Source organism: Paenibacillus dokdonensis (assembly GCF_004916975.1).
GTDB classification, from domain to species: domain Bacteria; phylum Bacillota; class Bacilli; order Paenibacillales; family Paenibacillaceae; genus Paenibacillus_AQ; species Paenibacillus_AQ dokdonensis.
Window position 1 is genome coordinate 251,666 of the sequence record NZ_STGQ01000001.1, and the last position, 18,424, is coordinate 270,089.

At 44.1% G+C, this 18,424-nt stretch carries 19 protein-coding genes and 1 pseudogene; 14 read left to right on the forward strand and 6 right to left on the reverse strand.

From position 1 onward, the window contains the following. Positions 1-686: 686 nt before the first annotated feature. Entirely contained in the window at positions 687-974 is a 288-nt protein-coding gene (locus E6W40_RS01325; protein WP_136603824.1) for a hypothetical protein, read from the reverse strand. 218 nt (positions 975-1,192) lie between these two features. On the opposite strand from E6W40_RS01325, the gene E6W40_RS01330 reads away from it, so the two are divergent. Then, positions 1,193-1,897: a hypothetical protein gene (locus E6W40_RS01330; protein WP_136603825.1), complete on the forward strand. Its 705-nt coding sequence runs from the start codon at positions 1,193-1,195 to the stop codon at positions 1,895-1,897. Between the two features lie 380 nt (positions 1,898-2,277). On the opposite strand, the gene E6W40_RS01335 is transcribed toward E6W40_RS01330, so the two are convergent. Continuing rightward, complete coding sequence (locus tag E6W40_RS01335) at positions 2,278-2,631, reverse strand: hypothetical protein (protein WP_136603826.1); 354 nt, start codon at positions 2,629-2,631, stop codon at positions 2,278-2,280. Positions 2,632-2,708: 77 nt separating this feature from the next. Beyond that, positions 2,709-3,002: a hypothetical protein gene (locus E6W40_RS01340; protein ID WP_136603827.1), complete on the reverse strand. Its 294-nt coding sequence runs from the start codon at positions 3,000-3,002 to the stop codon at positions 2,709-2,711. A 423-nt stretch (positions 3,003-3,425) separates the two neighbouring features. On the opposite strand from E6W40_RS01340, the gene E6W40_RS01345 reads away from it, so the two are divergent. Then, on the forward strand, positions 3,426-3,617 hold the full coding sequence (locus E6W40_RS01345; RefSeq protein WP_136603828.1) for a hypothetical protein: 192 nt from the start codon (positions 3,426-3,428) through the stop codon (positions 3,615-3,617). Positions 3,618-3,746: 129 nt separating this feature from the next. Here the strand turns inward: E6W40_RS01345 and E6W40_RS01350 are convergent, their stop codons facing one another. Then, positions 3,747-4,010 carry a helix-turn-helix domain-containing protein gene (locus E6W40_RS01350; protein WP_246072789.1) on the reverse strand — a complete coding sequence of 88 codons (264 nt, stop codon included), beginning with the start codon at positions 4,008-4,010 and terminating at the stop codon, positions 3,747-3,749. A gap of 137 nt (positions 4,011-4,147) precedes the next feature. Here E6W40_RS01350 and E6W40_RS01355 point away from each other — a divergent pair, with 137 nt between their 5' ends. The 10 genes and pseudogenes from E6W40_RS01355 (at position 4,148) to E6W40_RS01400 (ending at position 14,447) form a co-directional block, all read left to right on the forward strand. Further along, complete coding sequence (locus E6W40_RS01355) at positions 4,148-5,146, forward strand: SHOCT domain-containing protein (protein ID WP_136603829.1); 999 nt, start codon at positions 4,148-4,150, stop codon at positions 5,144-5,146. Positions 5,147-5,546: 400 nt separating this feature from the next. Continuing rightward, positions 5,547-5,954: pseudogene (locus E6W40_RS01360) on the forward strand (ATPase, T2SS/T4P/T4SS family); the annotation flags it as partial. After that, positions 5,951-6,817: a type II secretion system F family protein gene (locus tag E6W40_RS01365; RefSeq protein WP_136603831.1), complete on the forward strand. Its 867-nt coding sequence runs from the start codon at positions 5,951-5,953 to the stop codon at positions 6,815-6,817. The pseudogene E6W40_RS01360 and the gene E6W40_RS01365, both read left to right, overlap by 4 nt. Before the next feature lie 13 nt (positions 6,818-6,830). Next, on the forward strand, positions 6,831-7,703 hold the full coding sequence (locus tag E6W40_RS01370; RefSeq protein ID WP_136603832.1) for a type II secretion system F family protein: 873 nt from the start codon (positions 6,831-6,833) through the stop codon (positions 7,701-7,703). A gap of 13 nt (positions 7,704-7,716) precedes the next feature. Further along, positions 7,717-7,908 (forward strand): Flp1 family type IVb pilin, encoded by a 192-nt coding sequence (locus tag E6W40_RS01375; RefSeq protein ID WP_136603833.1) that lies wholly within the window; start codon positions 7,717-7,719, stop codon positions 7,906-7,908. Beyond that, the gene (locus E6W40_RS01380) at positions 7,889-8,578 is read left to right on the forward strand and encodes a TadE/TadG family type IV pilus assembly protein (RefSeq protein ID WP_136603834.1); all 690 of its coding nucleotides are present in this window, start codon (positions 7,889-7,891) and stop codon (positions 8,576-8,578) included. Before E6W40_RS01375 ends, E6W40_RS01380 begins: the two co-directional genes overlap by 20 nt. 23 nt (positions 8,579-8,601) lie before the next feature. Next, positions 8,602-10,839: a TadE/TadG family type IV pilus assembly protein gene (locus E6W40_RS01385; RefSeq protein WP_246072791.1), complete on the forward strand. Its 2,238-nt coding sequence runs from the start codon at positions 8,602-8,604 to the stop codon at positions 10,837-10,839. 10 nt (positions 10,840-10,849) lie between these two features. Beyond that, on the forward strand, positions 10,850-11,812 hold the full coding sequence (locus E6W40_RS01390; protein ID WP_425464930.1) for a TadE/TadG family type IV pilus assembly protein: 963 nt from the start codon (positions 10,850-10,852) through the stop codon (positions 11,810-11,812). A 53-nt stretch (positions 11,813-11,865) separates the two neighbouring features. Further along, a complete protein-coding gene (locus E6W40_RS01395) occupies positions 11,866-12,378 on the forward strand; it encodes an A24 family peptidase (RefSeq protein ID WP_136603836.1) in 513 nt (170 codons plus the stop codon). A 149-nt stretch (positions 12,379-12,527) separates the two neighbouring features. Beyond that, positions 12,528-14,447 (forward strand): DUF6382 domain-containing protein, encoded by a 1,920-nt coding sequence (locus E6W40_RS01400; protein WP_136603837.1) that lies wholly within the window; start codon positions 12,528-12,530, stop codon positions 14,445-14,447. Here E6W40_RS01400 and E6W40_RS01405 read toward each other — a convergent pair. Both E6W40_RS01405 and E6W40_RS01410 read right to left on the reverse strand, forming a co-directional pair. Continuing rightward, positions 14,444-15,337, reverse strand: coding sequence for a TIGR01777 family oxidoreductase (locus E6W40_RS01405; protein WP_136603838.1), 894 nt, complete (start codon positions 15,335-15,337; stop codon positions 14,444-14,446). The genes E6W40_RS01400 and E6W40_RS01405 overlap by 4 nt on opposite strands. Positions 15,338-15,575: 238 nt before the next feature. After that, positions 15,576-16,043 (reverse strand): DUF2621 family protein, encoded by a 468-nt coding sequence (locus E6W40_RS01410; RefSeq protein WP_246072793.1) that lies wholly within the window; start codon positions 16,041-16,043, stop codon positions 15,576-15,578. Positions 16,044-16,164: 121 nt separating this feature from the next. Between E6W40_RS01410 and E6W40_RS01415 the strand changes: the two genes are divergently transcribed. Together E6W40_RS01415 and purU are read left to right on the forward strand one after the other, a co-directional pair. Then, complete coding sequence (locus E6W40_RS01415; protein WP_136603839.1) at positions 16,165-17,286, forward strand: deoxyribonuclease IV; 1,122 nt, start codon at positions 16,165-16,167, stop codon at positions 17,284-17,286. A gap of 44 nt (positions 17,287-17,330) precedes the next feature. Beyond that, positions 17,331-18,233, forward strand: coding sequence for a formyltetrahydrofolate deformylase (gene purU, locus E6W40_RS01420; RefSeq protein WP_136603840.1), 903 nt, complete (start codon positions 17,331-17,333; stop codon positions 18,231-18,233). The last annotated feature ends 191 nt before the right edge of the window (positions 18,234-18,424 follow it).

Here is an 18,424-nt window from a genome sequence, read left to right on the forward strand (position 1 = left end):
AGGAACCATGCTACTTTTCCCCCAACAGTGACAATAGAAGAGATTAATATCTAAATCGAAAAGTTATTTTGATGCAGAGGAAAAATGTAAGCAAAGCGCAGAAAAAATAATAAATATTATGATAAAGCTTAAGCATTTAAGATAGGCTTTATTGATATCTACTGAATAAATATGTGCATAAAATTTTTTGTTCAATCTTATACACGTGGAAATTTCATAGTCCAGATGTGTCGCATAATTGGTCTTATGGGACATTAACGTTTTTCAAGCAAAGATGCACAGAAATTTATGCATTTTTTTGAATTTGTATGCACGATATTTAATTTGATAAAATTAACGTTAGCAAAATGATATGGATACTTCTATAATCAAAAAACAAAGTACAGCAAACAACCAATCACAACCAAATTACATGAGGTAATGCAGTACACTAATGGAGATAGGAAAACTGATTGGTGTTTCGAAGCCAACACTCTATAGAGATTTAGCGAAACGTAAATCCGCTATGAAGCCTTCTAATAAGGGCTTCTTTTTCTTTTCGGGGATAAGGGGGGATAGTAATTACCTAACCAAAGGAATTATATTTGTAAAAAGATGAAGGCACTTCAGCAGATCGACAAGAAATAAAAAAAGGCACCAAGTTTAAATTTTGGTGCTTGAAATTCTAACTTAAAATATATTTATTTTTATTGGCTGTTAAATCCAAAATAATTATGGAATATACCAATTGCTGAGATTGTATTGGAGTCAATTAGTTTTGTATTACAATAACTCACAAACACATAGTTTTTACAAGTTGTAGCACTACTAATAATTGAAGAACCAAGTAAATCTACCCCGAAGTTTATCAGTGAATCGTTACTTTCTTTCTTTACTTGATCCTTTATCCATTCAGTATACTGCTGCTTATCAGGGACAGTAATTGCAGCAATTACGAGAATAAAGAAAAGAACTATAAATATGTATTTCTTCATCAAAACACCCTTCCATTAATTTACAAGTAATAATTGAATTATATCTGATATTCTTGCTGAAATGAAGAGTAGGGATACAACTTCAAGACGAGGTTGGAAATACGATGATTTTTATTTTTAAAGAAGGCGAATATGGAATATTGTCGAAATATTAAATATTCTCATAAAGTAATTAGTAGAAAAACATAGTTTGATATTATTAAAGAGGGTGGATAAGTGTGAATTTTGATGGTACTGGTAGTTTGAAACAGGAAGATTTTCAATTTCAAGAGGATAAAAAAGAAGTCATTCCTCCAACTTGGAAGCTGACTGGAGTTTTTTTTGGTATTGGATTGATTATCATCTTAAATTTTTTGTATCCAAAATTAATAACTAAGGATGCGGCAGTAATTGGATTCTGGGGAAGTATTGTAAGTGGAATAATAAGTGGAGGGATGACCTTAGTTGGTGTTCTAGTTGCTTTTAAACTTGAAAAAAACCAAAGTAGGAAGAGAACTTTTAAAAAAATTAGTTCATCATTTAGTAGATTCACTATGCATGCAAGTATTTTTTATGAATTATCACTAAGAATAAGTGTACATACCTCTGCTACTACAATTGATAAAGTAGATCAAGAAAACTATAAAGAAATTGAGAATCTTTTAGCAAATTTGAATATACAAAAAATAATAGATGAATTTATGGCAAAACAAGAAGGACTCGATTTAATTCAAGACCAATTGTCTTCCATGATGTTTATTTTTTTTACAGAGTATCAGAAATATTGGAATGGTATTAAAAATATCGTAATAGGCTCCAATAAGGATCAAAAAAAGATGAATGCATTATTTACTCAAAATAAAGAAAAATTTAAAGAGATAGAACTTGCAGCAAGATTAGTGTGTTTGTCTATTCTGAGTGTAAATCATTCTGAAGATTTATAGTTTTTAGTTAGTCTGATGTTGGAAACTGTAGAGAAAAGTAAATAATTCATTGATGAATATGTAGGGGGAATGATAAATATTTATGAAGGGCTTATTGAATCATCTTATAAGCACTAGGGAAACTGAAAGCATTTATATCAACAAAATGTTGAATGTATTAAAATCAAAAGTAAATGACGAGTATAAGAATGCTTAATTATGGTGAGCCTTCCATTTTGTGGGGGCTTTTTTTGATTGGTAACAGGGGCGTGGTTTCTACTTATAAGAGTAAAGACGATTCTAAGCAAAGTTAAGGTACATCATCGGATCGTCATAATTTATTTTATATCACGCTTGCCCAGGACAGCCGCCACGATGCATCGTGTGACTGTGTTTTAACTTTATTTGGTGATTTGTGGGTCAACATAAGGGCGTACCATTAAATCGAGATATTGCTGAATTCGTCTGGGAGAATTTCGCCGATTCTTTTTAGTTTGGTTCAATTTCTGCAACTTCATCCTAATTTCCTCCTCGTATTCACTATATTCGTGGATATTATTCATAAAAGTTGCATCCAATGGGATGCCCTTTTCGATTCTATACCTTAACCCATCACGCATAAGCTGTCTAGCATATTCAGACCTGTCACCCTTCTCAGAAGCAAAAATGGAGAAGACAGTAGCTAGATCGCCGTCACGCTTTCTAAAAGAAATAGGAAATGCAATCCTTTTGTGATTATCTTCGCTTGAATTCATATAGTCGCTCCTATTTATATTGGAATCTATGTTTTGCCTACCTAGTTTTCAGCCCATCCAAGGTTTGTTTATTGTGATTAGGTATTTCCTTCAGAAGAATTGTCCCTTGCTTTTCGCAGAAATTCTTTAGCACGTTTAGCTTTAGCCTTACTTTCCTCCGAGCGCGGTTTAAACAAGCTTTCCATAAACTTCTTGACCTCAGAGCGATAAAGTTCATCGTGAAGTTCTGTCCATTCATGTTCGCCAGCACGTTCGTCGTTAGGTTTGATCGTCATTGGTTGTGAATCGGAGTGTTCTCGTACTGCATCAGCGTTGTCTTCAATAGATTCCTTGAAGGTAGCATTTTCATCCTTTTGCTGATCATTTGACAAGACTATTCATCTCCTGTTTTTTCTCATTTTTTGAAAGAGCATAAACGTTCCATATACCAATATAGTGAAAATACACCCCATTAAGAATGAATTGCTTGGCATCGAAATCACCACCTTTCTTGTTTGATAGTTTGATATAGTGCTTACTATCTTTACGTACATGATGAATCGTAAACGAATACCAAAAGAAAATCAAGAAAAAAAGTGTTGACGGTTACTCGGGAATTCCATATAATATTTATTTTATTTTATGCTAGGCGGATTTCAGGTGCAAAGAATAAAGCTTATTGATTGATAGTTGGATTTAGTGTAAATTAATGTTAGTAAGATAAAAAAAAGCGAAAGTATCGCTAACTTTTGGACTGGAACTGTCCTTGATTTAGTGGTGCTTTTTTTGCTTTTAAGAGGGAGAGTGAATAGGTAATGAAGGGTAGAGAGATTCGAACAGACGTTGATCTACAGAACTGTATCTATTTCCAACAGAAGGTAGAGGTATGGGTAGGTGGAGTGTTTGAAGAGGTATATGTTATCACTGATTACAATGATGATATCGTGAAGGTGGTTGGTGGTTCGTATTACTTACGACAGAACATCACACTTAAGGCGGCGGCATAGAATGCGAAGTCAATAATAATTCCAAAAATCACAAGGAAATGACTCACCCAGAATTCTTCTCTGGGCGGTTGGTGCTTGTATGTAGGTAAGAGTAGTGGTGAAATGAATTTTACTTGGTCATTCTCCCTATTACTTATCTTTCAACTTTCCACATTCTATCTCTACTAAACGAAAGAAGTCAGAAGGTTTTATCTTAAGTCCATTGCATATTTCAAATATTTTACTTACTGATGGTTCGTTCTGTCCTCGCTCAACAAGTGAGATATAACTGCGATCTACATCACATAATCCAGCCAAATCCTCCTGAGAAATATTGTGTTTGAGTCGTAGTGATTTTATAAGCTTACCTAATATTGGCTTAAGGTCAGGATTCCTATTGTTCAGAAGAAACACCTTCTTTCTGAACAATTATCAGATTGTAATCTAACTATCAACAGATCGATAATTCAACAAAATGGTTTATATTTACATAAGTTTGTGATAATGTTTTGTGTGCTAGAACTAGAAGCTTCACATTTGGGGGAAGAGACATGAGATTAGTAAGAGAACAGAATGATTTTATCGTGGTTGCATGCAAATCCTGTGGTAAGCAACACACTGTGGAGCAGGACAATTGGATTAAGACTTCAAAGGGATACAATCTATCACCTGCACTGAAATGTCCATGTGGTAATGTTGGAACTATAGCGAAGCTAAGTGCGAATCGTAATGGGCGTAAAGTTCCGATTTCATTAGTTATTTTCTGTTGCATTTTTTTAGGAATAGCAGTTGGAGCATTCTTAATATCTCAAATAATAGGCGTGCTGCTATTATTGTTTATTGGTATCGTGTTGCTTGTTACATTTGTAAAAGATAAGCAACAGGACGTTGAACGAAATGAGCATCAAAATAGAAAGGCTTCGGTAAATGTCTTGTTGCAAGATATTCCGAATTTTAATAAGTCCAATTCTTATGTTTCTGGTAGTAGAAAAATCGCTGGAATTGCTTTTGATGATATAAACAAAAAGATATGTATCATTGATAACTCAGTAACAAAGGTAGTGGGTTATAAGGACTTATTAGAGAGCCAAGTATTAATTGATAACATCCAAGAGACAATTACATCCAGAAAGAGCCAATTAGGTGGTGCAATAGTGGGTTCTATACTAGCTGGTGGAGTAGGCGCAGTTATTGGAGGATTATCAGGTAAGACGAAAACCAGTAACATAATCAAAAAGGTGGAATTGAAAATAACAATTAATGACACAAAACATCCTGTTCAAACTGTGACCTTCTTAGACGATCAAAATGGAGTAAGTAAAGAAGATGAAGCATTTAGAAAAGCATCAAAACAAGCAGATTATTGGCAAGGACTAATCAGTGTATTAATGAAGCAAGCTGATGAAGAAGATAATCCTTCTAACCCAAAAATCTTTGACCAAAAAAATTCGCTTGCTGATGAATTAACTAAACTGGTTGAACTACATAAAAATGGGATTCTTACAAAGGAAGAATTCGAGTCGCAAAAAGGCAAGTTGTTAGCCCAATAAATGGATGTTAAGGAAACAGAAAAAAATGCGTGTCGATGAGGAAAATCTTATGAACATGCAAGTAAAAGGCAAAGTAGCCATGTGGGTTTTTCCACATGGCTGTTTCTATATACTGTATTTCGCAAAAAGGCAATAAATACGCCATATTTTACCTCAACATCTTATTAATATGCTTTGCTAACCAAATTGAATCGAGTGATATTCTTCAGGATAAGTGGTAATGATCTCGTAATTTTTACTGAAGATAGCGGCTGCTATTTGATCAGCATTCGTTTGAATCTAGGTTAAAACGGAAGCAGGTTACGAATAATGGCTTTGTTTAACGAAACCTTCAACAAACATAATATGGGTAGATGGAACATGGTCATATTAAGTCGCTCTTCTTTTTAAAACCTATTATATAAATGTGTTTCAGGCGATGAACACTGGCCATGACGGCTCCTTGTCAACGGGGCACGCGAACAGCACCCGCGATATGATCAGCCGATTGGAGACGATGGTGCTAAGTGGAGCGGAGCTGCCGATAGCGGTTGTCCGTCAGCAAATCAGTTCGGCTATTGATATTTTTGTCCATTTAACCAGATTGAGGGACAGATCACGGCGTGTAGTGGAGATTAGTGAAGTGATCGGAATGGAGAATGGGGAGGTCATTCTTCATCCGCTCTACAAATTCAGGGAAACAGGAGAAAAGGATGGCATGGTTACCGGACAGCTTGAGCCAGAGGGATTATTGCTGAATCAGGATAAGCTGCGGATGGCCGGAATCGGATATGAGGTGCCTGTATTGGTGAAGGAGGCGGCCGTATGAAGTTAGAACAATCGGCTTTGGACCGGAAGAGCTCTGACATTCGGGGAGCAGATGTCCGGGGCCGCAGGCTGTCGCAGCGAAGCTTTCAGGGCAAAAAGGCAAAGCCGGATGGAAAGAGGCAGCTGCCCGATTACAGCGTGTATGTTTTAAGCGGGTTTCAGCGGCTGATGTGCATTGCTGCCGGAGCGGCTCTCTTTTTAGGTATTGGATATCTTTTTTATCATCAATGGATCGTTGCATTTCTTTTATCCTTTGGGGGCCTGCTTGTCCCCCGGTTCTGGAGGAAGTATATGCTGGAACGCAGACGTATGGCATTGAACCTGCATTTTAAGCAGGCTCTCTATTCTTTATCTTCCTCATTGTCAGCTGGACGGTCTGTAGAGAATGGCTTCCGGGAAGCAATTCAGGATTTGCGCTTGCTGGATCCGGATGCAGAGAATGATCTGATCACAGAGCTATCCATTATTTGTGCGCGCATGGAGTACGGGGAGCCGATTGAAGATGCGCTGCATGATTTCAGCCGCAGGGCATGTATGGAGGATATCACGAATTTTGCGGATGTTTTTACGACCTGCAAGAGGACGGGCGGAGATTTGGTGGAGGTTATCCGGAGGACTTCTTCCATTATTGGCGAGAAGCTGGACATCCAGCAAGAAATCGCTGTTCTCGTAGCCCAGAAGAAATTTGAATCGAAGGCGCTTCTGGCGGCCCCCATTCTCATGCTGGTATTTATGAATCTTACTTCAGCTGACTATATGAAACCGATGTTCAGCGGCATGGGCATGATCATTTCAACCTTTGCTTTGCTAGGGCTTATAGGCTGTTTGTTATGGATTATCAAAATGATGAACATCAAAATTTAAGCGGGGTGAGGGTATGAAGCTGTTGGCTGCCTTGGTACTGGTTCTGCTGGCGGGAGGTTGGGTGGTGCTGAACCAGATTGGCGGCGCAAAATATCGGAGTATTGCCAAACTCCAAATGGAAGGACTCAGGCTTAAAGCGCTGGTTCCTCCTATGCTGTATATTCTTGACCGGTTAAAGGTCACATCCCGGTTTCCGCTATTCTTCTTCAAGATCCAGCGCTCGGTGCAAAAACTGAACGGACAGCGTCAAAGCGCTGAAAAAACACTTTTATACGTCGGTGAAATGATGTGCTACAGCTGGCTTCTGCTCATGATGGGCTGTCTGTTGACGTTGGCTATGGGAGAGAACACCGGGCTGGTGATTGGCGTTGTTTTAGGTATACTGCTGCCTGCAGCCATGATCAAGGATATGCACAGCAAGGTGCAGAAGCGGGATCATGACATCCTGATAGAGCTGCCTGAACTGCTGAACAAGATTATCCTTCTGGTTGGAGCTGGCGAGACGGTCCAGAAAGCGATCAGTCACTGTGTGGAACGAAAGAAGCAAGAGAAGAACCATCCGCTGTATCGTGAGCTGATCAAGATGACGGATGATCTGGAAGGGGGATACTCTTTTCAGCAGTCATTCGAAAACTTTAGAAAACGCTGCGCGGTGCAGGAGGTATCGATATTCATGACGACCGTGCTGCTCAATTTCAGGCGGGGCGGGAATGATTTTGTCATGGCTTTGACTGATTTGTCCCGAGTGCTGTGGGAGAAACGGAAGGCAATTACGCGTACACGGGGAGAGCAGGCATCTTCCAAGCTGATCTTTCCGATGGTTGTTATCTTTGTAATTGTTATTGTGCTAGTAGGAACGCCCGCATTTATGATGATGAATATGTAGGAGGATGAAGGATATGTTGACGTTGGCTTGGGGCAAGGCAAAGGCCTTTTGGAAGCAGGAAGACGGGCTGGGGATGCTGGAAATGATTTTGATAATCGCAGTTATTATAATCATTGCTTTGCTATTTAGAAAGGAGCTTCTCCGGATCGTTGAAAGATTACTAAATAAAGTGGATAAAAAGAGCGATGAAGTTTTTTCGGATTAATCGCTTAATAAAAAACACCGGGGGGAGCTTCACCGTCGAAGCTTCCTTCGTACTTCCCATCGTCCTGCTTGTCACGATCACGTTGATGTTTTTTTGCTTGTATATTTACCAACAGAGCTTTCTGCATCAGACAGCTTCAGCCGTTGCCGAACGATCCGCATACAGCTGGGACAACAGCCATAAGGAAGCAGCCACTGGCGCAGTAGCCAAAGGCCAATACGATTCATTGTACTGGAGGCTGAGTGATGACGGGATGCTTGGCTCATTGTTTGGCTGGAGCGGTTTAACGGATAAAAAGCAGACGGTGGCATTGCCAGAAGCTGAAGGCGGAGGGGGTGCGCTTCCGATCATTAAAATGAGTAAGTCCGGAAGCATGGTTCCTGCGGAAATGAAAGGTGAAATCAGTTATCAGAACACGATTCTACAGCGAAAGGTCACCGTGAATCTAACCCGCATGCTTTCCCTGCCGCCGCTGAATGTCATGCTGGAGGGCGGTTCGAATGTGGATACCCGTGCCAATTCCATTGTAGTGGAGCCTGTGGAGTTTATCCGGACGGTGGACTTGATGAGATATTACGGTTCGAAATTTAAAGGCTCCGGACAAGATGGAAAAACCGATCAGGGCAGCGCCAAACAGGTACTGGAAAAATTCAAGTCTTCAGGCAGGTAGAGGGATTCTGAAGAGGGGGAACGATGGTGTTCGCTAAAAGACGGTCGGAAAACGGATCGGTTTCCGTTTTTTTAATTATGATACTGGCCTTTATATTCACTTTTGTAGCTCTTTTTATTGATTATGCCCGCATTGCCGCCATGAAGGTCCAGAGCGAGCGTCTGGTGCATGCTGCGGTTCGTTCTGTTATGTCATCCTATGATCAAGAGCTTCAGGAGCGGTACGGCCTATTTGCCTATGGGGAGCAAAGCGGTGACCAGATTATGGCGGGAGTACTGAACAGCAGTATGGATAAGGGGGTACGGAGCGACAAATTTGATGTCATGCCCATTGAGCTGGACAGCTCCGGTTTGACAATGGACAGGATGCTGGGAGAATACGATATTTTCAACCGTGAGATCGGTGAAGAAATGAAGTACAAGGCACCCATTGACTTTACCCTGGAGATTCTGGGCAAGTTTAAGCCCTTATCTTCCTCCATGAAGGAGGCTTCCGACACGGTGGATGTACTGAGAAAGCTGCAAAAGCTTTATGACAAGCGGGAAGCGGCACTGGATCAGATGCTGACCAAACAGAAGAAGGCTGCACAAAGCACTAGCGGCATCCCCGGGATACTAATGGGGCTGTATTCGACCTCAATATCCAATGAATCCCTCGGTTCTTCACGCGTAACTACCGCCGCGGGGATCGCAGCCCAATATGATGATTATGTTACCAAAGCCAATGAGGATGCGAACCGGGATGAGGATGAGGATTCCCAGTACAGTGATGAGATAGATGATTATTTAACCGACTCGGCAGATGTATTATCCAGGCTTGGGAGCAAACAAAGCTCGGCCGGACAAAGCCATAGCAAACTCCTGCAGGAGGCACATCAAGCCTGGCAGGAAGCTGTTGATCAAAATGAGCGGATGAAGCAGGTCATAGCAGCATCGGAAAGCCGTACGGAAAGCGCAGGTTATGATGAGGTTTCCGGCGGAAGTATTCCAGGGACAGCGGCGGATACAAACGGGGATGACTCAAGTACGATCCGAGGGCTGCGGGGACAAACCGAGAAGCTGCTGCTGTCCGAAAGTCTGCTGAACGACTTGAAAAACGAGATTGACCGTCAACAGGATGAATTCAGCAAGGCAGACCGCAGCATCTCAGGGGCGATGTCCGTGCTCGCAGAGTCAGCCGGATTAAACGGCAGTTCCAGCAGCATGAAAAATGCGGTCATTTCGGCCCGCGGCATCATAGATTCTTATTCTCGTACGTACGCTGAATCGGGCAACGCTAACAAGCTGGACCAAGAAGCAGCTCAGCTCGAGCAGCATCGCGCCTCGGATAAAGAACGCAAAGAAAAAGAGCAGCAGGGTAAGGCCAAATTAAAGGATGCAGCCAATATTCTGGAGCGGATCAACGAGCTGGATAAAAAGGCAAAGGAATATATGGAGGAATATAAAACACTGCAATCCTATTATGATGAAAGCATGGCGTTTAATAAGCAACTGATCGATGGGGGCTATCAGGGTGCCGATCTGGACAATGATCCATATGATGCAGGGAAGTCGGCGATGAAAGATATGGACGGATTGTATGGTGCAATGGGAGGTATGATGTCGGGACTCAAAGATGAGCTGCTTCAAAATGAGTATGCCGCACTGTATTTCAAACATTTTGATATCAGCAGCCTGAAGGAAGCGGCTAAGGATCCACAGGCGGGTCTGGGAGATGCTGTGGTTGACCAATTAGGTGTCAAAAATCAAGAGCTGGAATACATATTGTATGGATTTCATAATCCGGTGGGAAATGTCTCGGCAGCTTATGCGGAAATCTTCGCTTCCAGGCTTGCGATTCGTACGATGGAAGGACTGGTCAAGAACAGCGGCCTTGGTCATCCGCTGCTCGTGCTTGCTGCAGCACTGCTCTACGGCATTGAAATGGCTATAGCCGATATGATTACCCTTTGTGAGACAGGATCGGTGGAACTGTCCAGCTATATGAAAATGAAGATTACATATCGGGATTACTTGCGGCTTTTCCTGCTCATTCACAGCAATAATCAGAAGAAAATGTCTCGAATGCTGGCACTGATCCGTTTCAATACGGGGATTAATCCAGCGGAACGGGCGACCTATGCTTCTGGCGAAGTTAAAGTCGGAATGAGATTGTGGTTTCTGCCTGGGGTGATGAAAATGGTTGGATATGCCGGAGGAAGTCCGGATGAAGTGGAAGGAAGCCGATATTATGCGGTCAAACAAGCTGATTTCTCTTATTAGCAGAAGATTGATGGCATACAGGAAAGAGATGACCGGGGTAAACGGTGAAGACCAGCGAGGAAGCATGGTGGTTGAGGCATCGCTTGTGATGCCGATGTTCATCTTTTTTGTCATCTTTCTGATTTACATGGTGAAAATGACATTGATATCTACTGCCCTGCAGAGTACGGTATCCGATACCGTCAAAATGGTATCGACCCATATATACCCGGTCGCGCTGGCCATAGAGCAGAAGCCGCCCGAGAAAGATGAGGACGGAAAAGAGCCGGAAGGAAGCTGGAGCATTCCCAAGCTCTCACTCCGTGATTGGGCATCACAATACACGGATACAATGCCAGCTCCGTTGAATGAATGGATGGCAGCTGCTGTGGGCAAAGCTGATGATCCGCTTCAGGATTTGAAGAATCAGGTTGCTGAGACTGTGCTTGATCCGGTGGTCAAGCCTATTTTAAAACCGTATATGGAAGGCAAACTGCTGGATTACGACAGAATCCATGTATCCAATATTCAGATCCCGAACTTAAAGACGCGGACAGATCCTTACTTCGGTATAGAAGTAAGCTATGAGCTTCCCGTAAAGGTGCCGTTTCTGAATAAGAAAATCGTCCTCCAGGCCAAGGCCCAAGAGCGGTTGTGGATTGGAGAGACGGAGACAAGCGCCGATGATGGCAATAATGGTGAGTCGGGCACACAGGCTGTAGAAGTTCTGGAGAAGCCTGACCCGGCTTATGTCGGGAAAAAGACGAAGGTCCGCATCAAGATAGAGCCAGGGGCTTCTGCAAACCTGTCTGTCTTTTACAAGAGTGGTCAAAGCACAGCCAAATATCTGGGAGAAAAGCAAGCAGATTCGGAAGGATATATTGAATGGGAATGGTTTGTCGGGCCGAATACAACCCCGGGCACATGGCCCTTCGTAGTGACAACTGCTGACGGTCAGAGAACCGAAGTGATGTTTACTGTCGTGAAGGGTTAAACAGAGACTTGGTTCGACAATTATTCAAGTGGAACAAGGGGGACTTCAGGAACATGGATGTTTCAATCTGGGGCTGCACGCTCATAGTCATGGCAGCTTTTGTAACGGATATCAGAACCATGAAAATTCCAAATTGGTTGACATTAACCGCCATGTTCAGTGGAGTTCTGCTTCATACAATCACAGGTGGTTTGCAGGGGGTAGCTTTTTCCGCCAAGGGGCTTGGAGTGGGCTTTGGACTGCTGCTTATCATGCATGTGATCGGTGCGGTTGGGGCTGGTGATGTGAAGCTGTTTGGAGGCATTGGGGCTTGGATGGGGACATTCCTTACCGTCCAATGCCTGGTTTATTCAGTGCTCTGTGCCGGTGTCATAGGCGTCATGATTCTCTTGTGGAGACGGGAGACCGTGAAGAGACTAAGAAAAGTCGTGAGCAGCCTGGCGGGCGTTTTCATCTTAAGGAGTTTTCAGGCTCTTAAGACTGGAAAGGAGCAGCAGCTCCGCTTTCCGTTTATGCTGGCAGTGGTTCCTGGTTATATTTTCGCCTGCATATATACACTCACATAAATTGAACTAAAGTTTATTTCACCATATCTTCCATCTTCATTCAATGCGGTTTATTTAGAGATGGTTATCTTTAGTTCATTTTATACAGCTAGGGGTGAATTCATTTGTTGGGTTTAACAAGAGATTTTATACAACAGGGCGGGACCTTCATGATATTGTCGGGAACCAATGGAATCCGTTCGGACGAGCTGAGCAAGGTTGAGGTGTCGATGATATCCGCTTCACGGATTCCTCGTTTTTTGCCGCTGCATGTGCAAGAGGTTGATCTGCAGGTGACTTTACGCTACGACATGACGGAAAAGAAGATACTGTCACACATGCTGAAGGGCGAGAGGATCAACATGACCGAATACTACAGTCTTCTGCTGCAAGTGGCGGAAACACTGGAAGAAAGCGTGATGTACATGCTCCAGCCCGGGAAGTTCGCTCTGGAGGAGGATTATATTTTTGTGGATGGGTCACTTCAGGAAGGTACACTTTACCTGACATATATTCCGCTTGAGCGGACAGAAGGTTTAAGGCCGGTTAGTGACAGTTTAAAGGAGCTTGTTACCCGGTTCATGGCATCCGTCATAGAGCTGAGTGGTGGGGGCGTTCAGCAGCTGCTTCAGTTCACGGCTTCCGAGGATTTTACGGTGAGCGGCTTTAAGAAGCTGCTCCTCAGACTGTTGTCCGGTGCAGATGAGGTACGTATGAACTTGGCAGTAAACGTGAAGCAGGGATACACTTCTGAACCGGATCATGAACAAGCTCCTGCAGCCTACTCAAGAGCAGGAGTAAGCAAAAATACAAATCATGCACATCAGGGTACACAACAGGCGGAAATGAACTCCTATGCCTTAAAAGGGAGAACGGAACGGGTGAGCACTGAGAACCATGGAGACGGTGCGATCGATTTGGCGTTAAGGAGAAGCAGAAGCACAACGGCAGCCGAAGCATTTCCGATGCTCAGCATAAGCCGGAATAAGCCTAATCCGAATAACCGGGATGCTGATCCGGAAGTACCTGCCTTTCTCAAGAGCTGGAACAGTTACGGATCCAGGACAGAGGAAGAAATAATACCTGACGAGGAAAGAGAACAAGAACCTGCTTCATCGCGAAGAACTTACATAGCTCTTGGTTGTCTGCTGATGGCGGCTATTGTATGGAGAATGATCTATATGCCTGCTCCAAGCAGTGGAAAGTTAATCATATGCCTTTTGCTCACGGTTATCCTTGGCATAGCTGCTGTATTGAGCTGGGCTGGCAGGCTCTTTGCACCAAAAAACAAGGGGGCGGCTTCTATTCCATTCAATGATCTGCCCGATTTCGGTTCTACCGAGCTTTCTGCTAATTCGAAGCCAAACAAAGGAAGTACGCGATTTGAGATAGAACAATTGACAGGTTTTTTCAAAGGCAGCATGAAAAAAGGCATGGATAAGCCTTCTGAGCCGGCTTCTATAGATCATGACCCTGAGCCGGATTGGAAATGGAAATTTCCTCAGTCTCCATCGGATCAGAGAGTGGCTGACGAACATGAAAGCGGCATAGGGAAGAATGAAGCTGATAACGGGGCACGGATTTCGGCATTTAATCAGAGGATATGGAATCATGCAGGTGTGAATTCAGATTCGGATGCACCGGATACGGACATGGCAGAAAGAGATTATTACAGCAGGCTCGGGCAAAAGACGGAGATACTGAATTCGGGTAAAGGCAGTGCAACCGTTATGCTAAGTAATACGGTTACTGGTGCGAATGCCGCAGCTGATAAATTTGCACCCGTGTGTTATCTGTTAAGAGAAGGGGAGGGGGAGACAAGGGCTGAACGCATCGAGCTGAGGCAGCAGCATTTTGTGATAGGCCGCTCTGAAGAGGTGGCACAGTATGTTGAAAACTCGGTGGGAGCCTCACGCGCACATGTGGAGCTGAGCCGGACCGAAGACGGGGGATATCAGATCAAGGATCTCGGCTCGAAAAATGGCACCCGTCTGTTGGGAGAGATGCTGGTTCCTTATAAAGAATATCCGCTTCATGACGGGGATCATTTTATTATCGTTAAAGGAGCCTATACCTTCCGCTCTGCCTAGTTCTCCTTCAAATTCTGCAAAGCCTGCTCCAGCGTCGGGTAATCGAAGCGGAAGCCATGCTTTAGAATCTTTTCCGGTATGACGCGTTGCCCTTCCAATATGATGAGAGATAGCTCACCAAGAACCGTTTTCATCAGAAAAGAAGGTACAGGGAACCAGTGAGGGCGATGATAGATATGGCCCACCGTCTGCCCGAACTGATTGTTGGTTACGGGCTCTGGGGCGGATGCATTGACGGGGCCGCTTATATCCGGATGAGTGATACAGAATTCAATCAACCGGACCATATCATGCAGATGAATCCAGGACACCCATTGCTTCCCGCTTCCAATTCTTCCGCCGAATCCAAGCGTGTACGGAAGCTTCATGAGCGGGAAGGCACCGCCATGAGTTCCCAGGACAACACTGGTCCGGAGCTTGATCAGGCGGACACCCTGAATCAGTTCCGCGGTATCCTCCCATTCCTTCACGACAGATGAGGGGAAATCGACGACATGTTCCGGGCTTTCTTCACTGAAAGTATCAACGCGCGATGTGCCATATATAGCTATAGCCGATGCTTGAACAACGACTGCGGGCTTTTGATGAAGGGTGTGAACCAGTTTGGATATGGCCTGGACGGTTTTCATCCGCGACTCGATAATGCTTTGCTTGGCTTTGGGCGTCCAGCGCTGACTCAGGGAAGAACCGGCCAGATTGACGATTGCCTCCGTGCCTTCAAGAAGTACAGGCGTGGCATCGATTTGATCCCATGTCATGTACTTTGATCCATCTTGTTCAGTTTCCGGCACTTTGCGGGTAATGATGATCACTTCGTGGCCTTGCTGCAGCAAATGCTCAGAGAGAGCCTTCCCAATAAAGCCTGTTCCGCCGCAAATCGTAATTTTCATGAGCTGTACACCTCTTTGCGTTTAGATATTCAAACGTATAATCTTCGAGGACTCGGCATGCTTATAACGTAAGAAAACATCCGACATATGTACTCTGCTTGCTGAGAAAGTACGTATATGGACGGTTTACTTGTTTTTTCGTATGCAAAAGCCCCCTGGCATGGAATCAGACTGATGAAATGGTTCATTTCTTCAATCTGACGCTCCTGCCCGGGGGCTTTGTTCGCAGACAAAGGGTCTACTTTTGCATCAGATGCTCATATGGCTTGTAGTCAATCTGGTTTTTGTTAAGGAAAGCGACCAGGAACTTGTTGTCCCGTTTCGGCGTGGCGGAGATATAACCTTTGATGCAGTGATCTCGGGTTACCTCCTTAGCCTGTTCTTCCAAGGCGATTCTGCCGATTTCAGCCGCAATGGAGTGTTTGGCGATATCGCGGAACGGTCCGGGAACGGGCTTGACCAGTTTGTCCAAAAATTCCTTGGATTCATCCGACCATAGGTGGCGGCTGGTTTCAACCCAGTGATTTTGCCAGTCCAGCTTGGATCTGCCGTCATTTTTGGGAAGTACCTTCAGAAATTTACGGATCATAAAGTATCCGCCGATGCACATGGAGATCAGCATGATAACCGCCCATACTATCATCGAATCCATAAAGATATTGGATGGCATGGAGGACAGCAGCCTCGTGCCCAATGAACTATGCATGTGGTTCACCTCTAAGATTATCTTCAATTCATTAAACCTTTTTCTGAATTATAACGCATTTCTAGATTTATTTCGATATTCACGCTAAAATAAGGGTTAATTCTAATGAGGGGGATGGATTATGCTAAAAATCGGTTCTCATGTGTCCTTTTCGGACAAGGGCCTTTTGAGTGCAACAAACGAAGCCAACACCTATGGATCGAGCTCGTTTATGATATATACCGGTGCTCCGCAGAATACGCGCCGCAAACCGATTGAATCGATGTTTCTGGAAGAAGGCAAGGAATTAATGAAGGAAAGCGGCTTCGAGGAAATTGTCGTGCATGCGCCTTACATTATTAACCTCGGATCGTATAAGTCCAATACATTTGAGCTTGCGGTCAGCTTTCTTCAGGAGGAGATCCGCCGCACGCATGCTATTGGCGTGAAGAATATCGTTCTTCATCCGGGCGCTTATACCGACAAGGATCCGGAATACGGACTTGGGCGGATTGCCGATGGTCTGAACGAGGTGCTGAACGGAACCAATGAAACAGAGGTTCATATTGCCCTGGAAACGATGGCCGGCAAAGGAACCGAAATGGGCCGCTCGTTTGAGGAAATTGCCACGATCATCGAGAAGGTGAAGCACAATGAACGCCTGACGATCTGTATGGATACATGCCATATTCACGACGCCGGTTACGACATTGTAAGTGATCTCGACGGCGTGCTTGAAGAATTTGACCGTATTATCGGTCTTGATCGCATTGGTGTCGTTCATATCAATGACAGCAAAAATCCGCGGGGAGCAGGAAAAGACCGTCATACCCCGCTTGGGACAGGCTGGATTGGTTTTGATGCGATCAACAATGTCGTTCATCACGAAAAGCTCGCCGGCAGACCGTTCATTCTGGAGACGCCGTGGATCGGCAAGGATGCCAAAACACAGAGTCCGATGTACGAGATTGAAATTGCACTTCTGCGCGGCAATGTATCAGAACGTTTTGGTGCAGATTTTATTAATCAGGTGGATGATCTGCATCGTTTTTATGCAAAGCAGGACATCGACCCTCGCCAGTTCGTACTGGATGTGTGGACCCTGCTCAAAAACGATGCCAAGGCGAAGAAGGCTGACTCCCGGGAGCCGCTGGAACGCCTGTATGACATGATTATGGAAGCCAAACTGTTCCCTGATCTGAGCGAGAAACAAATTAATGAGCGGCTGATCGCCTGTCTGGCAGGCAAAGAAGCCTTGAAATAGGCATTCATATTAGAGAGATAGTATTAGGGAGGAGCAGGAGTCTCATGGAACTACATGTCAAAAAGAACGCAACATCTGCGTCACAAGCACATCAAAATCGCGCGCGTATGCTCATTTCTTGCCCGGATGGACCTGGAATCGTCGCTGCCGTATCGCATTTTCTGCATCAGCATGGAGCGAATATCGTTCAATCCGATCAATATACGATGGACCCGGAGGGCGGCATGTTCTTCATGCGTGTCGAGTTCGATCTGGTCGATCTGGAGCAGCGATTGCCTGATCTGGAAGAAAAGTTTGCGCCTGTCGCAGCAACATTCAGTATGCAATGGGAAATCTACAATGTCAGCCGCAAGAAAAGACTGGCGATCTTCGTCTCGAAGGAGGATCACTGTCTGGTTGAATTGCTGTGGCAATGGCAGGCGGGAGATCTTGACGCAGAAATTGCGATGGTTGTAAGCAATCATCCGGATATGAAAGAGTATGTTGAATCCTTCGGCATTCCTTATCATCATATCCCGGTAACGGCAGATACGAAGAAAGAAGCTGAACAGCGCCAGCTTGAAGTGGTAGGCAGCGATATTGATGTGATTATTTTGGCACGGTACATGCAGATTATCTCTCCAACCTTTATCGAGCACTACCGGAACCGGATTATCAATATTCACCATTCATTCCTCCCGGCTTTTGTCGGCGGCAAGCCTTATGCCCAAGCTTATGAGCGTGGTGTGAAAATTATTGGAGCCACTGCCCACTACGTCACGGAAGTGCTGGATGGCGGTCCGATCATTGAGCAAGACGTACAGCGGGTCAGCCACCGCGATGATGTCAGCGAATTGAAGCGGATCGGGCGCACCATTGAGCGTGTCGTACTCGCCAGAGCCGTCAAATGGCATATCGAGGACCGAATTTTGGTTCATGAAAATAAAACGGTCGTATTTAACGGTTAATCCGGCGTTCTTTACCCGGAGAACAGCTAAGATCCTGTTAAACAAGTCAAAAAGAATGTTTTACCGTAGAAAGCCTGCTTCGAGAGAAGCAGGCTTTTTTTATCAACATATCCGGGTTTTACGCGTACTCAAGACATTTGATTCAGCTGCGAAAAAGGTCCAATATAAGCAAGTTCTTCTGTTGTAAAGTA